This window comes from Thalassospira povalilytica (assembly GCF_002844235.1).
GTDB lineage: Bacteria > Pseudomonadota > Alphaproteobacteria > Rhodospirillales > Thalassospiraceae > Thalassospira > Thalassospira povalilytica.
Genome location: NZ_PGTS01000010.1, coordinates 16,303 through 31,900, shown reverse-complemented (window position 1 = coordinate 31,900; position 15,598 = coordinate 16,303). Strand labels below are relative to the sequence as shown.

Genomic DNA, 15,598 nt, shown 5'->3' with positions numbered 1-15,598 from the left:
ATGCTGAACTATATCCTGCGGCGTCTTCTTCTGATCCCGGTCACGCTGTTTGGCATCATGTTGCTGAACTTCGTGATTATCCAGTTCGCACCTGGCGGCCCGGTCGAACAGGTCATCGCCCAGCTTCAGGGCACCGACGTTTCATCAACCGCGCGCATCACCAATCAGGGGGGCGACAGTGGTGGGTCATCCTCATCCGGGGCGGGGAACAATTTCTCCTCGACCTCCAGCTACCGTGGCGCTCAGGGGCTTGATCCCGAAATCATCAAACAGCTCGAAGTTCAGTTCGGTTTTGACAAACCGGCTCATGAACGGTTCTGGATGATGATGAAGAACTATCTGACCTTCGATTTCGGCCAAAGCTATTTTCAGGATCGCGATGTTGTCGATATCGTGCTCGATAAAATGCCGGTGTCGATATCACTCGGGCTTTGGTCGACCTTGATCATCTATATCATTTCCGTGCCGCTTGGCGTTGCCAAGGCGGTGCGCGACGGATCAAGTTTCGATATCTGGACATCGGCGGCCATCATTGTTGGCTATGCCATCCCCGGTTTCCTGTTTGCGGTGATGCTGATCGTCGTCTTTGCCGGGGGGACCTATTTCGACTGGTTCCCGTTGCGCGGTTTGACGTCATCGAACTTTGATGAATTGTCGCTTCTGGGCAAGATCGGCGATTATTTCTGGCATCTGACGCTGCCGATCATTGCCCTGACCATCGGGGGCTTTACGACCCTGACCATGCTGACCAAAAACTCGTTCCTTGATGAAATCAACAAGCAATATGTCGTCACCGCGCGGGCCAAGGGCCTGACAGAACGGCGTGTGCTGTATGGTCACGTCTTTCGCAATGCCATGTTGCTGGTCATTGCCGGTTTCCCGAGTGCCCTGGTCGGGTTGCTGTTTACCGGATCGGTCCTGATCGAAGTGATCTTCTCGCTCGACGGGTTGGGTCTTCTTGGCTTTAACGCCGTGATGACGCGTGACTATCCGGTGATGTTTGCGACCCTGTATTTCTTCACGCTGTTCGGGCTGGTGCTGAACCTGATCAGCGACCTGAGTTATCATTTCGTCGATCCGCGCATCGACTTTGAAGCGCGGGAGAATTGATCATGACATTGATGGCCCTTTCTCCACTGAACAAACGTCGTCTTGCGAATTTCAAAGCCAACAAGCGCGGCTACTGGTCGCTTGTGATCTTTACGATCCTGTTTGTGATCTGCCTGTTTGCCGAACTGCTTGCCAATGACAAGCCGATCTTCGTCAAATATGACGATAACTGGTATATGCCGATCTTTTCCGACCATCCGGAAACCACCTATGGCGGGGATTTCGATGTCGAGACCGATTTCTATGATCCCTATATTCAGGGCAAGATCGACCATCACGGCTTTGCCATCTGGCCGCTGATCCCGTTTTCCTATTCGACCATCGATTTCGAAATGCGCGAACCGCAACCGGCACCACCATCTTCGCGCCACTTGCTGGGCACCGATGAATTGGGGCGCGATGTTCTTGCGCGGCTGATTTACGGTTTCCGGATTTCGATCCTGTTTGGCCTGGCGCTGACCGCGGTCAGTTCGGTCATCGGGATCGCCGCCGGTGCGGTGCAGGGTTATTTTGGCGGCTGGGTCGATCTTGGGTTCCAGCGTGTGATCGAAATCTGGTCGGGCCTGCCTCAGCTGTTCATCCTGATCATCCTGGCCAGCCTGTTTGCACCGGGCTTCTGGACGCTTTTGTTCATCCTTGTGCTGTTTAGCTGGATGAGTTTGACCGGACTTGTCCGTGCCGAATTCCTGCGGGCGCGTAACTTTGAATATGTGCGCGCGGCCAAGGCACTTGGCATGACCGATTACCGGATCATGTATCGCCATGTCCTGCCCAACGCCATGGTGGCGACCATTACCTTCCTGCCCTTTGTCTTGAACGGGTCGATTGTCGCGCTGACGTCACTCGACTTCCTGTCGCTGGGCATGCCGCCGGGGTCGCCGTCGCTGGGTGAATTGCTGTCACAGGGCAAAAACAACCTGCAGGCACCCTGGCTTGGCATGACGGCCTTCTTTGCGATTGCCATCATGCTCAGTCTTCTGATTTTCATTGGCGAAGCAGTCCGCGATGCCTTTGATCCGCGCAAGACATTTTAGGGGACCTGAACCATGACAGATCAATCCGTCCATCAGCCGCTCCTTGATGTCAGCAACCTTTCGGTCAATTTTGGCAATGTGCAGGCCGTCAAGGGTGTGTCCCTTTCCATGGCGCGCGGCGAAACCATGGCACTGGTCGGCGAAAGCGGATCGGGCAAATCGGTAACCGCGCTTTCGATCCTGCAATTGCTGCCGTATCCGCGTGCCAGCCACCCGTCCGGCTCCATCACCTTTGACGGGCATGAACTGGTCGGGGCTGACAAACGGACCCTGCGCGAAATCCGGGGCAACCGGATTTCGATGATCTTTCAGGAGCCGATGACATCTCTTAATCCGCTCCATAACATCGAAAAGCAGATCGGCGAGGTACTGTTGCTCCACAAGGGACTGCGCGGTGCAAAGGCGCGTGCGCGCATTCTCGAACTGCTTGATCTGGTGGGCATTCCTGATCCGAAATCACGGCTCAAGGCCCTTCCGCATGAACTTTCCGGTGGTCAGCGCCAGCGCGTGATGATCGCCATGGCGCTTGCCAATGAACCGGAATTGCTGATTGCCGATGAACCGACCACGGCCCTGGACGTTACCATTCAGGCCCAGATCCTTGAACTGCTTCAGGATTTGCAAAACAAGCTTGGCATGGCGCTGTTGCTGATTACCCATGATCTGCAAATCGTGCAGAAAATGGCCAAAAGCATCTGTGTCATGAAGGATGGTGAAATTGTCGAACGCGGGGTCGGGCACAGCCTGTTTGACAATCCCAAGCATCCCTATACCAAAAAGCTGCTTTCGGCTGTGCCAAGCGGTTCGGCACCACCCTTGCCCGAAAATGCCGCCGATCTTCTGGAAACCAGCAACATTCACGTGCGGTTCCCTATTGGCCGAAAGGGTATTCTGGGGCGTCCGGAACGCTATCTTGATGCGGTCGATCAGATATCCCTGACCCTTAAACAGGGTGAAACACTTGGCATTGTCGGGGAAAGCGGATCGGGCAAGACCACCCTTGCCATGGCGATCCTGCGTCTTTTGAAATCGGATGGGGATATCCGGTTTGGCGGACAGGATATCCGCAAATATGCTGGTGCGGATTTGCGCAAATTGCGCCGCGACATGCAGGTGGTGTTTCAGGACCCGTTCGGATCGCTCAGCCCGCGCATGTCAATTGCCCAGATCGTTGGCGAGGGGCTTGAAATTCACGAGCCCGATCTGACAATTGTCGAACGCGAAGCCCGCATTGCCGAAGCCCTGCAAGAAGTCGATCTGCCGCAAAATGCGATGGATCGTTATCCCCATGAATTCTCCGGCGGACAGCGCCAGCGCATTTCGATTGCACGCGCATTGGTCCTAAAACCGCGTTTCATCGTACTTGATGAACCGACATCGGCACTTGATATGTCAGTACAGGCCCAGATTGTCGAATTGCTGCGGGACCTGCAGGCGCGCCACAAAATGGCTTATCTGTTTATCAGCCATGATTTGCGCGTGGTTCGCGCCCTGTCACACCGTGTGATGGTTATGCAAGGCGGCAAACTGGTCGAAAGCGGGGCGGCGGCGGATGTGTTTGATCATCCGCAACAGCCCTATACCAAGGCATTGTTGGCCGCGGCACTCGATCTTAAGGCTGCCGGGGCAGAATTTGTCAGTAAGTGATCGCGACATTTCGCCATCAGACATGTTACAACAGTGTCAGAAAAGGGAATGATAACAGGGTGGTAAGTCATCATGCTTGCGCGCAGGAGCAACCGGTCAAACGTTAATCGCTTATGGGATACGGCCTTTTGGGCGATGATATCCCTTGCGCTGTTTGCGTTTGTCTCCCTGTCGGGCCCGGCACTTGCCAGCAGTGAAAAGACCGACGCCAAGGAATCAGAAGAACCGGCCAATGCCGAACCGGAAATCCCCGAAACCGTTATTGTACCCGATCCGGTTTCATTGACGGTTTTGCTGCCCAAAAGCGGTGCGATCCGTCAGATCGTTTTCCATATCTGGCTGGAAGCCCAAAGCAGGGAAGCCGTGCCGCTGATCGAACATAACCTGCCAAAGATCATCAATGGCTTCCTTGTTGATCTGCAACGCCTGATGTATCGCGATACCAAGCAACGGTTTGAAACCCGTCCGGCGGGCAAGCGGTCCTTCAAATATAGCGGCCCGGCATTGCTGCCCCCGCCGCCACCCAAAACCGAAGAAGAACTTGCCGCCGAGGCCGAGGCAATCGAAGCCGCCAAGGAAAAGGGCGAGGAAATCGTTCCCGAGCCGCCCTTCAGCCCGTTTGCACCGGTTACCAACCGCTATTTCGCAGCCCTTCAGAACAAGCTTCTGCGTACCGGGCAAAGCTTCCTGCCGCCCGATACCCTGCGTTCGGTGCAGGTCCGGATGTTCTATGATCACTGGCCGGGTGACGCCCAAAAACGCTAGGCGGGGGGCTGTCCTGTGATGTGCCTGCTTTGCGTTACCCGTCACCGCCATCAAAGGGGGTGGGGCAATGCCAGGGCTTGCCTCCTCCGGCCTGCCAAGTAAGTGCCTCTGTCGCCGGTGTGCCCCGATGTCGACCATTGAGGCTGTGGGAAGGAATAAGGCCGCGGCTCGTACCTGCATGATGCTCATCTGGTTGCGACGTTACGCCATTACCCTTGATCGCAATCCACCCCGATCGTGACTGCGTGTCGACCTGTGCTGGGCGGCACCGGCATTCCTGTGTCGGGCCCACTTCCAGACAAACCGGAACAGGCAGCGGTGGTGATCGTGTGACCGTGATATGCAAAACATCGCCCATATGCCTCCCTCCACTGTCCGCCATCCACCGTCCACCATCCACCGTCCCGTCCAACGTCCAATTTCCGCCTCCCGCCTCTGGCCTCAGGCAACAGGCCATCAAGCTCCCCTCTTCCCTCTTCCTCCTTCACGACTTTCCTGGACGCCTCAAGCACCCGTGTTGGCCCTTCGCGGTATTGCCGTGGCATGCCCCCGGGGTGTCTGTGGCAGTACGTCTTGTCGCCACATCTGTCGTGCGCCGACGGACGCATGGGGCGATTGCGCAGGATGCAATTGTGTGACCGGCCCGCTGTGCTATTCCGGTGCAAGCAATTTAGCGGAGCCCCACCATGTCGTTCGAAATCTGGCTGAGTTTTACTGTCCTTGTCTTTCTGATGGTCCTGACACCGGGCCCCAGTATTCTGATCGGCATGTCTCACGCCTTGCGCTATGGCGCGCGTCCGACCCTGATGACCGCCCTTGGGGATGTCAGTGCCAACATGATCCAGATGGTGATTGCGGCTGTCGGGTTGGGGGCGGTGCTTGCAACATCGGCAGCCGCCTTTGCCGTGGTGAAATGGTGCGGTGTTGCTTTCCTGCTGGTCATCGGCTTGATGTCATTCTTTCGCAAGTCCCCGAAAAACAAGGACCAAACCGGTATCGAAATAAAAAATACCGGTGTCTATGAGCCGGTCAGTCGGCGCAAGCTGTTCCGTGAAGGGTTCCTTGTTGCCGCTGGCAATCCCAAGGCAATTGCCTTTTTCGGGGCATTGTTCCCGCAATTTGTCGACCCGACGGCACCGCTTGCACCGCAATTGCTGATCCTGGGGGCAACCTTTGTGGTTCTTGATTACACTTTCGTAATGATTTACGCGATGGGGGCCGCGCGGATCATGCCCTGGCTGATCAGACGCGGCGGCACAAATGTCATTGCGCGTGTCTCTGGTGGCATTTTGATCATCGCAGCCGGGCTTTTATCGCTGATCGAGATGCCCGAAAGTGTCGCGGGCACCCGTCACTGATCATTGGCATTGTGATCTGTGTGTTCGGGTATCTGCGATGTGTGGGATGAGTTCCGTCTGACCGATCTGCCTGCAACAATCTGTTATCATTGATAAAAACGTGCCGGGTCAATATGGTGCAAAAAGACGCCATACAAACCGACTGGTCTGTATATAGCGCGTTTTCACCATATCAGATGATGCGTATGTAAAATGGGGAAGGGCTCTTGTCCTAAATGCCGGTTTTTGGTTCCGGCGACCCCGAATGTCATTCATGACCTAGCGTGATCGGGGTTTTTGATCGTCGATCTGGCGGTGTTTTACGGGCCAGTCTGATCAGGTCATTCGGTTTCCTTGCCCGCCGAAACGATGATATCGCCAAATTCACGCAGGAAAACCGATCCCTTGACGGTCCGCTGGATCAGGACAGAACGGCGATCTTCTTCGTCGACCTTGCGTTTGACCATGCCAAGCGAACTCAGGCGGTCCAGTGCACGGGTAATTGCGGGTTTGGAGATGTTCAGGGCTTCTGACAGGCCGCGCACCGTATGCGGGGCAGGGGTCAGGTAAACATTAAGCAACAAGGCCATTTGCCGGGCAGAAAGATCGGGTGAATCCCGACGCACACTTTCTACAATCGCGATACGCCAAAGGTCGAGCGCCTGAGACGGTTTGATCTCGATCGACATGCTTGTGCCTAACAATTAATTTGTTACGAATACGTAATCTGTCTACCTGACGGTTGCGCATATGTCAAAGGTCTTATTGGGAAATATGCAGGTCGATGCTTTTTTGCTCTGGGTTGAAACGGTCGCGCGGTCACCCGTTTTCGGGCTGTAAGCCAGGGATCACAAAGCATGAAGGTAATATGCCCGTGATCCCTGATCCGTGCGGTGGCAACAATCGTTGCCGGTGGTTTTTATGATTGTTTACTTACCGAAACGATCTTCGATCAGCTTGAAAGCAGCGCGAATTCCCTGGGCTTCGCCACCGGTCGGGCGGCCCGGACGGTCGGTCGGGTTCCAGGCCATCAGATCGATATGCGCCCAGCTTTTTGCACCTTCGGCAAAGCGGTCCAGGAACAGGGCGGCAATGATCGCCCCGCCAAACGGTGATCCGGAAATGTTGTTCATGTCGGCGGCCTTGCTATCAAGCTGGCTGCGGTAATCATCCCACAGCGGCAGACGCCACAACGGATCGTTCAGCGCCAAACCGTTTTCCATAAGCCCGTTAGCCAGATCATCATCATTGGAAAACAGTGCCGGCAGGCCAAGACCAAGTGCGACGCGCGCCGCCCCGGTCAGGGTGGCAAAATCAAGCAGCATTTCCGGATCTTCTGCCGCGGCAAGGGTCAGTGCATCGGACAGGACAAGACGGCCTTCGGCGTCGGTATTGCCGACCTCGACCGTGATGCCCTTGCGGGTTTGCAAAATGTCACTCGGGCGATAGGCGCGACCCGAAACCATGTTTTCGACCGCCGGGATCAGAACGCGCAGCCGCACCGGAAGCTTGGCCGCCATGATCATCCGCGCAAGGCCAAGAACCTGTGCCGAACCCCCCATATCCTTTTTCATCAAAAGCATGTTGCTGGACGGCTTAAGGTCATAGCCACCGGTGTCAAAGCACACGCCCTTGCCGACCAGGGTGATTTTTGGTGCATTCTCATCGCCCCAGACAAGATCAATCAGGCGCGGTTCACGGTCGCTGCCATGACCGACCGTGTGAATGGCCGGGAAGTTCTGTTTCAAAAGCTCTTCACCGACAATCGCGCTGACCTTGGCGCCGAACTCTTCGCCCAGTGTCCGTGCTGCGGCTTCAAGTTCGGCCGGGCCCATGTCATTGGCCGGAATATTGATCAGATCACGGGCAAGCCCGATACCGTGCGCGACATTTTCCGCACGCTTGGTGGCGTCATTGTCGTGCAGGGCGATTTTGGCGCGCTTGTCCTTTTTGCCGTCATCCTTGCGATACCGGTCAAAGCGATACCCGCCAAGATAAAGACCAAGGGCCGCCTTTTCATAAAGGGCCGCATTGTCTGAAATGCTGGCCGAAAGGCCATAAACACCTTCGGGAAGGCTGGTCGGAAGCCCGGCAAAATCCCAGATTGCCTTGGCATCATCGACATAACCGATCAGGACCGATCCAAACGCCCCGTTGGTGCCGGGCAGGGCAAGCTGCGTACCGCGCTTTGCCTCATAGCCGTTTGCCGCCACCCAGGCCTTGGTGGTTTCGGACTGATCCGAAAGCCAGCTTTGGAAATCGCCCTCGGCAATCGGGGTGATGGTGATCGGGTTGGTGGAATGATCGCGTGCGATAATGTGGTCGAACAATTTCAGACTTCCCTGCTGGTGACATGCGACGGGTGGATGGCTGACAGATTTGCGGGCACGGCCCGGCTGCCAGAACAAGATATGTGTCTCGATCTTAAGGCTGCCACCGTCACAGAGCAATTCCAGAAAACAAAACCCCGCCAGCCCGATTGAACAGGTCAGTCCGAACAGGCCGTCCGCCTGCATCGGGCCCGTTGGCCCCATCGGACATATCGGGCGCGGGGGTGCGGTAATGACAATCATGGTTGCCTGCACAAAGTGACCCTTCGGCGGTTGGGCGGTCATGCCTTAACAGCGCAACGCCGCAACCCCGCAAAGCCGAAGCGCCGTAATGCCGTAATTCGGCCCCGCGGTCATGCAGCCCCCAGTCCTTCAACCCCTGCCATCCGCCACGCCTCTTGCTCCCGCCGCGCCTTTCGCCGCGGTTGAGCTTCTCGCGTCCGATGCGCCTCCCGTGCCGCTCGCACTTGCCGTTGCCTGTTACGGGGTCTCGCGCGGGGTCATGGCCATTTCGATTGCCCGATACATCGTGATCGGCTTGGCGGTATGGTGATTGGTGCGATCAAGCACCGAGAAATCCAGATCGATCTTGGCACTGCCATCGCGCGCGATCAGGGCCGCCAATGCGCGGGCATTATCGACCATGGCATTGATCTTTTTCCATTTAAGGCGCCGTTCCTGATGATCAGAGGGAAGGCGCATCTTGTCCCATGCTGTCAGGTCCGACTCATCGGCCCCGACCGTGATCATGACCGGTATTGGCCGGGCCGGTGCGAAATCGGGGTTGGCAATCAGATCTTTGATTTCGTCAAACCGTTGCGGCCGGTTAAACCAAAGCGACGGGCTGACCGCGACATAGGCATCAAACGCATCGGGCCGGGTGGCAAGCGTGTGCAACACCATCATCCCGCCCAGTGAATGCCCAAACAGGGTTTCGCGATCCGCATCAATGGCATATTGCGCGGCGATGAACGGTTTGAATTCCGTCATCACCGCATCAAGGTAAATATCCCCGCCGCCCAGTTTCGGCCATTCAAGCATATTGGGCCGTTCATGAAGCTCATAGGTATCGGCAAACGGGGTGAAATCATACATGCGCTGGTCATTGCTGTGCGCGCCGGGCATTTCGGCAAAGGCAACAATCATCGGGGCGCTGAGTTTGTATCGTGCGCCAAGAACACCGGCCTGTGCGGCAAATTCGGCAAAGGCCGTGATCGATGTTTCCCCGTCAAAGCTGTAAATCACCGGAAACCCGACTTTGGGCGCATCATGATCGGGTTTCCAGACCAGAAGCCGCATGTCACGGCCCAAAAGATCCGAATGCACCACATGTTCATAAATCACCTCGGTCGGGGCCATGATGGTTGGTGCTTTGGGCTGGTCATCGGCAATTGCCGTACTTGCATGGACAACACCAAACAGCGACGCGGCGGCAAAGACAAATCGACGAAGTGATACCGGCATAAAGCCCCCTGAACCAGATGATGCATGCGGGGCAAACTGAAATAATGCCGCCTCTGATCTTTACGACGTCCGGGGCATCAAAAACGGTAAATCAAATTCCCGAGATGGGCTTGAACCCGAAATCCAAACACCCGATAGTTCCGGTGTCCCGGCCACGGGATCATCGTCCCCGAACAGAAAGAAACCATCATGGAAACGCGCCCCGTTCTTTATATCGGCAACAAGAATTACTCATCCTGGTCGCTGCGCGCATGGCTTGGCCTCAAAGTGGCCGGGATCGATTTCGAAGAACGGCTGGTGCCGCTGCGAACCGATGAATGGGCGGCAAAGGCCCCGGTTTTCTCGCCGACGGCCAAAGTCCCGGCATTTTATGATGGCACCAAAACCATCTGGGAGGCCCTGGGCATTCTTGAATATATCGCCGATAGCCGCCCGGACACCTTGCTATGGCCGCTTGATATCGATGTGCGCGCGATTGCGCGGGCGGTGTCGCTTGAAATGCATGGCGGGTTTTCTGCCCTTCGCACCCATATGCCGATGAATTGCCGCCAAAGCCTGCCGGGGCTGGGCCGGGCAGATGGCGTGGACAAGGATATCGCCCGCATCGCCGGGATTTTCAAAATGTGCCGCACGCAATATGGGCAGGGCGGGGATTTCCTGTTTGGCGATTTTTCGATTGCCGATGCGATGTATGCCCCGGTGGTAACACGGTTCAAAACCTATGGCGTCGATCTTGACCCGGTTGGCAATGCCTATATGCAGGCGATCCTTGATCTGCCTGCGATGAAGGAATGGTATGCCGATGCCGCCGCCGAGGAATGGGTGATCCAAGAGTCCGAGGTCAAATAACCCATGCCCGGTTTGCGTGGTGATTTGCCAGAAATTGACCCGCCGGGCGGGGATCGGGCACTTGATGCCCTGCTGTCCGATGTGCGCGCATGCCGCATCTGTGCCGAAGCATTACCGCTGGGACCGCGTCCGGTGGTGCGCATGGCAAAGGGCGCCCGTATTCTGATCATCGGGCAGGCCCCGGGCACCCGGGTTCATGAAACCGGTCTGCCCTGGAATGATGCGTCCGGTGATCGGTTGCGTGACTGGCTTGATCTGTCGGTCGATGATTTTTATGACCCGGCAAAGCTTGCGATCATGCCGATGGGCTTTTGTTATCCCGGCCGGTTTGATCGCGGCGGGGATTTGCCGCCGCGGCCCGAATGTGCACCGGCCTGGCATCGTGCCTTGCTTGATCATATGCCTGATATCGAATTGACCCTGCTGATCGGGCAATATGCGCAAGGCTACTATCTGGGGCGACGCCGGGCCAAAACCATGACCGAAACCGTGCATCGCTTTGCCGATTATCTGCCCGACAATCTGTTGCCGATGCCCCATCCAAGCTGGCGCAACACCGCCTGGATGAAAAAGAACCCGTGGTTCGAAGCCGATCTTTTGCCGGTCTTGCGTGACCGCGTGCATCACCTGTTGGGTTAGATCGCCTTTTATGGTCTGATACCGCAACGTTTGACCGGTCACCATGCCGGAAAACAGTCAGGAGGCAACGATATGAAAAAACTTGAAAAACCCGCCATCGAAACGGCGCTGAAATCCCTGAAGGACTGGCAGCTTGCCAAGGACGGGCTGTCAATCGAACGGACCTTCAAATTTGGCGATTTCAATGCGGCCTTCGGTTTCATGACCCGGGTCGCCCTGATGGCTGACAAGATGGATCACCATCCCGAATGGTTCAATGTCTATAACAAGGTCGAAATGACGCTCACGACCCATGATGCCGGTGGTGTCACGCAAAAGGACATTGATCTGGCAAGTTTCTGTGACAAGGCATCGGGCCAATAGGCCGCCTGAAAACGAAAACACCCTGCCGGTGGGGGACGGCAGGGTGCATGTGGCTGCGGTGATTGGAGCATATCCGGAACCGGTTATGCGGGACTATTTCGGTTCCAGTCGTACCGCGCCATCAATCCGGATGGTCTCGCCATTGATCATTTCATTTTCACAAATATGCATCGCCAACCGGCCATATTCCGCCGGATCGCCCAGACGTTTGGGGAACGGTGTATTGGCTGCAAGGCTTTCCTGAACCTCGTCGGGAAGTCCCATCAACATCGGCGTGCCAAACAGGCCGGGCGCAATCGACGCGACCCGAATGCCGTGGCGGGCAAGTTCGCGTGCCGCCGGCAAGGTCAGGGACGCCACCCCGCCCTTCGATGCGGCATAGGCCGCCTGTCCGATCTGCCCTTCAAAGGCGGCGATGGATGCGGTGTTGATGATCACGCCACGTTCACCACTGGCCGACGGGGCATTGTTGCTCATGGCGTTTGCCACAACCCGCATCATGTTGAATGTGCCGATCAAATTGACATTGATGACACGCGCAAAGGCGTCAAGATCGGCCGGGCCTTCGCGTCCGACAATGCGTTCGCCATGCACGATCCCGGCGCAATTGACCAGAATGGACGGTGTGCCGACCGACGCAACCACATCAGATACCGCCTTTTCGACACTGACGGCATCGGACACATCAACGCCAAACCCGACACCATCAAGCTTTTCTGCGGTGGCCTTCGCCCCGGCTTCATTCAGATCAAAGGCAACAATTTTCGCCCCGGCCCCGGCCAGAACGGCCGCCGTCGCCGCACCAAGCCCCGATGCCGCGCCGGTTACAATGGCGATGGAACCCTTGATCTGCATGGCGTGAAGCCTCCCGCTTTTTTTGATGATTTCACTTAATCTGGTATTTCTATACCAAATTATATCTTTAACGGGCAAGGCTATTCTGTCACGCCATTTTAACGGTGCGGGAATCGTGTAAAACCGGATTATTTGCGCGGGGTTGTTTCGCCCTGCGGGTCCTGGGCCGGGATGGTCACGCTGTTGTCATTGGCCGTTTTACGCGCAAGTTTGCGTTCACGCAGGGCAACATAAATTGCCGCCCCGATAATCATCGCCCCGCCCGGAATGATCCAGATATCGGGCACTTCGCCAAACAGGATCAGGGCAAGGATGGCAATAATCGGCAATCGCAAATAGGAAAACCCGACAAAGAAGCTGTAATCGGCAAGCTGCAACGCCTTGACGTTACAGATCTGCATCACATTCATCATCAGGGCTGCTACCGCCATCAGGCCAATGGCCGTCCAGCTTGGCGTCTGCCAGACAAAAAGTGCCGGGATCAATGACACCGGGGTCGTAATCACCATCAGATAAAACAGCAGCGAGGTGGTGCTTTCGGTGCTGACCAGTTGCTTGGTGATCATCCCGGCACAGGCCATGCACATGGCCGCCGCAATCGGAAAAAGACTGGCCGGTTGCATGGCATCGGTTCCGGGCTGAATGATCAGTCCCACCCCGACAAAACCGATCACAACCGCCAGCCAGCGGTGAATACGCACCGTCTCGCGCAAGACAAGAGCCGCCAGAATGGTGCCAAAAAGCGGCACAGTGAAATTAAGCGTCGTCGCCTCGGCCAGCGGCAGATACAGCACGGCCATGAACCACAAACACATCTCGGCGGCTGACAGAACGCCGCGCACCCCGAATAAGGGCAGGCGCCTGGTGACAAGGGTTGCGACCCCGGCCTTCATCACCATCGGCACCATCAATAAAAGCCCGAAGGCAAAACGCAGAAACACCGCCTGATAGGGATGGATTTCCGCGGTGGCAAACCGGATGGTCAGGGTAAAACAGGCCGCAAGGACGGCCGCGGCAAGCGCAAAGAAACTGGCCCGGATCGATGCAGGCTGGCCTTCAAACCATGTTGTCACTGAACCGGGCATCATCAGGGAACCTTTGTGTTGCGGGGCGATCAGGGTTTGGCTGGCGGCGGGTCAAGATCGCTTGCGGTTGATGACGGGCCACGCTTGATCCGGTTGGCTTCGCGATTGAGCTTGGCCTCGCGGCGCGCAATGAACAGGGCCGCACCGATAATCAGTCCCGCACCGGGCACAAGCCAGATTTCGGGCACTTCGCCAAACATCACCAATGCAATCACCAGCACAAAGGGCAGGCGCAAATAATTGAACCCGATGACAAAGCCGTAATCATAAACCCGGAATGCGTTGGTGTTGCAAATCTGGGTGATGTTGGCCATGAACGCCCCCGCCGCCATCAGGCCGATCGCCGTCCAGCTCGGTGTTTGCCAGACAAACAAGGCCGGGATCAAGGTCATCGGCGTGGTCAGGGCCATCATGTAAAGAATGATCGTCGTCGGATTTTCGGTGCGTGACAGTGATTTGATCGTCAATCCCGCACTGGCCATGCAAATTGCTGCTGCAATCGGAAGCAGGCTGGCGACCTGCATGGTTTCGCTGCCCGGGCGGATGATGATCAGGACCCCGCAAAAACCGGCCAGAAGGGCCGCAACCCGGTATCTTCGGATCCGCTCACCCAGAAAAATCGCCGCCAGAACCGTCCCGAACAGCGGCACGGTAAAGTTCAATGTCGTTGCCTCGGCCAGCGGCATTACCGCAATCGCGGAAAACCAGAAACTCATTGCCCCCATCGACAGCACGGCGCGCAACACAAACATTGGCAGACGCCGGGTCTTGAGCGGCGCCAGACCGCTTCGAAAAGCCAGGGGCGCAATCAGGATCAGTCCGAACAGATTGCGGAAAAACACCGCCTGAAGCGGATCGATATGTTCGGTGGCAAGTCGGACAAACACCGAAAAAATCGCTGCACTGATCGACGCCATCACCCCAAAGACGGATGCCTGCAAATAAGGGGGAAGGGCGTTGAACCGATCACGCATCGGGTGTTCTTTCCTGTCTGTTGTCGCCGGTATTACTGTGCTGATCGGTATCAGCCGGGCTTTGTTCGGGGCGATCCGGTCTGGTTGCCGGAATGGCTTGCGGATCGGCCGGGGCCGTGGTTGGGACACGGGCGGCCATCTTGGCGCGCTTGGCCAGAACCGCTTCGCGCCTTGCGATATAAAGGGCCGACCCGATAATCAATGCCGCCCCGGCCCAGGTCCAAAGATCAACCACCTCGCCAAACATCACAAAGGCCATGGCCGCGACAAAGGGCAGGCGCAGGAAGTCGAAAATCATCACATAAGACTGATCGGCCGTGCGATAGGCCCGCACCAGAAGCTGCTGGCCAGCCGTTCCCGTGACCGCAATCAGCAACATGATGAACAATTGCCACAGGCTCGGCGTTTGCCAGAAATAGATCGCAGGCGGCAGCGACAGAGGCGTCATGACCAGCCCCATCCATGTCACGATGGCATTGGCACTATCGGTACGCGACAGCATTTTGACCGTCGTCATCGCGCACGCCATGAACAGGGTCGCAAAAAGTGCCAGGATCGCACCGGTTTCAAAATCCTGTCCGAACGGGCGGATAATCACCATGGCCCCGACAAAGCCGATGGCAACCGCACTCCAGCGTCGTGCGCGTACTGTTTCGCGCACAATGATCGCAGCCAGCACCGTGGTCAGGATCGGCAGGGTAAAGTTGATCGCAATCACCTGGGCGGCCGGCGTGATCGCAAGCGCGGTAAACAGGCACGACATCGCGCCAAACCCCAATGCCCCGCGCAGGAAATGCAACTTGAACCGTTCGGTCTTCAATCCGCCAAGGCCATTGCCGATCAGCCAGGGCACCATCGGCAACAGGCCGAAAAAGTTGCGGAAAAATGCCGCCTCGAACGGATGAACATCACGCGTGACATAACGGATAAGCACCGCCATGGCCGCAAAACACAGCGCGGCAGTAATCATCAGCAGGGCGCCCTTAAGGGCTGTGTTGTCGGTGGTGGCGCGTGAAAAAACCATTATCCTCAACGAATAAGCGTGATTTTGGAAAAAATCCAGTCTGCACGGCGCGATTTATCATACTAATTGCGCATGGCAGCCCCACCGATTTTGGCGAACAGTTCGCGCAAGCCGGCTTTTCG

15 protein-coding genes are annotated in these 15,598 nt (G+C 56.6%); 8 read left to right on the top strand and 7 right to left on the bottom strand.

The features are described 5' to 3' along the window. The 5 genes from CU041_RS19970 (at position 1) to CU041_RS19950 (ending at position 5,914) form a co-directional block, all read left to right on the top strand. Positions 1–1,110: a microcin C ABC transporter permease YejB gene (locus CU041_RS19970; RefSeq protein ID WP_101248219.1), complete on the top strand. Its 1,110-nt coding sequence runs from the start codon at positions 1–3 to the stop codon at positions 1,108–1,110. Between the two features lie 2 nt (positions 1,111–1,112). After that, positions 1,113–2,144: an ABC transporter permease gene (locus CU041_RS19965; RefSeq protein WP_101248218.1), complete on the top strand. Its 1,032-nt coding sequence runs from the start codon at positions 1,113–1,115 to the stop codon at positions 2,142–2,144. Positions 2,145–2,156: 12 nt separating this feature from the next. Further along, positions 2,157–3,791 (top strand): ABC transporter ATP-binding protein, encoded by a 1,635-nt coding sequence (locus CU041_RS19960; protein ID WP_101248217.1) that lies wholly within the window; start codon positions 2,157–2,159, stop codon positions 3,789–3,791. Positions 3,792–3,926: 135 nt separating this feature from the next. Beyond that, positions 3,927–4,556 (top strand): hypothetical protein, encoded by a 630-nt coding sequence (locus tag CU041_RS19955; protein WP_212733825.1) that lies wholly within the window; start codon positions 3,927–3,929, stop codon positions 4,554–4,556. A 686-nt stretch (positions 4,557–5,242) separates the two neighbouring features. Continuing rightward, positions 5,243–5,914, top strand: coding sequence for a LysE family translocator (locus tag CU041_RS19950; RefSeq protein WP_101248216.1), 672 nt, complete (start codon positions 5,243–5,245; stop codon positions 5,912–5,914). A gap of 320 nt (positions 5,915–6,234) precedes the next feature. On the opposite strand, the gene CU041_RS19945 is transcribed toward CU041_RS19950, so the two are convergent. From CU041_RS19945 to CU041_RS19935, 3 genes are all read right to left on the bottom strand, one after another. Continuing rightward, on the bottom strand, positions 6,235–6,582 hold the full coding sequence (locus tag CU041_RS19945; protein WP_101248215.1) for a MarR family transcriptional regulator: 348 nt from the start codon (positions 6,580–6,582) through the stop codon (positions 6,235–6,237). A 240-nt stretch (positions 6,583–6,822) separates the two neighbouring features. Then, complete coding sequence (locus tag CU041_RS19940; protein WP_101248248.1) at positions 6,823–8,223, bottom strand: leucyl aminopeptidase family protein; 1,401 nt, start codon at positions 8,221–8,223, stop codon at positions 6,823–6,825. A 480-nt stretch (positions 8,224–8,703) separates the two neighbouring features. Further along, complete coding sequence (locus tag CU041_RS19935) at positions 8,704–9,687, bottom strand: alpha/beta hydrolase (protein WP_101248214.1); 984 nt, start codon at positions 9,685–9,687, stop codon at positions 8,704–8,706. Positions 9,688–9,876: 189 nt separating this feature from the next. On the opposite strand from CU041_RS19935, the gene CU041_RS19930 reads away from it, so the two are divergent. Genes CU041_RS19930 through CU041_RS19920 form a run of 3 tightly spaced genes read left to right on the top strand, consistent with a single transcriptional unit; the run spans position 9,877 to position 11,538 of the window. Continuing rightward, positions 9,877–10,536 (top strand): glutathione S-transferase family protein, encoded by a 660-nt coding sequence (locus CU041_RS19930; protein ID WP_101248213.1) that lies wholly within the window; start codon positions 9,877–9,879, stop codon positions 10,534–10,536. A gap of 3 nt (positions 10,537–10,539) precedes the next feature. Beyond that, a complete protein-coding gene (locus CU041_RS19925) occupies positions 10,540–11,175 on the top strand; it encodes a uracil-DNA glycosylase family protein (RefSeq protein WP_101248212.1) in 636 nt (211 codons plus the stop codon). A gap of 30 nt (positions 11,176–11,205) precedes the next feature. Further along, positions 11,206–11,538 (top strand): 4a-hydroxytetrahydrobiopterin dehydratase, encoded by a 333-nt coding sequence (locus CU041_RS19920; protein WP_267893506.1) that lies wholly within the window; start codon positions 11,206–11,208, stop codon positions 11,536–11,538. Positions 11,539–11,631: 93 nt separating this feature from the next. Here CU041_RS19920 and CU041_RS19915 read toward each other — a convergent pair whose 3' ends face one another. The 4 genes from CU041_RS19915 to CU041_RS19900 form a co-directional block, all read right to left on the bottom strand. After that, positions 11,632–12,393: an SDR family NAD(P)-dependent oxidoreductase gene (locus tag CU041_RS19915; RefSeq protein WP_101248211.1), complete on the bottom strand. Its 762-nt coding sequence runs from the start codon at positions 12,391–12,393 to the stop codon at positions 11,632–11,634. Between the two features lie 128 nt (positions 12,394–12,521). Beyond that, positions 12,522–13,481, bottom strand: coding sequence for a DMT family transporter (locus CU041_RS19910; RefSeq protein WP_233433194.1), 960 nt, complete (start codon positions 13,479–13,481; stop codon positions 12,522–12,524). A 26-nt stretch (positions 13,482–13,507) separates the two neighbouring features. Further along, entirely contained in the window at positions 13,508–14,452 is a 945-nt protein-coding gene (locus CU041_RS19905) for a DMT family transporter (RefSeq protein WP_101248210.1), read from the bottom strand. Next, complete coding sequence (locus CU041_RS19900) at positions 14,445–15,476, bottom strand: DMT family transporter (RefSeq protein WP_101248209.1); 1,032 nt, start codon at positions 15,474–15,476, stop codon at positions 14,445–14,447. The genes CU041_RS19905 and CU041_RS19900 overlap by 8 nt, the downstream gene beginning before the upstream one ends. Positions 15,477–15,598 lie beyond the last annotated feature (122 nt).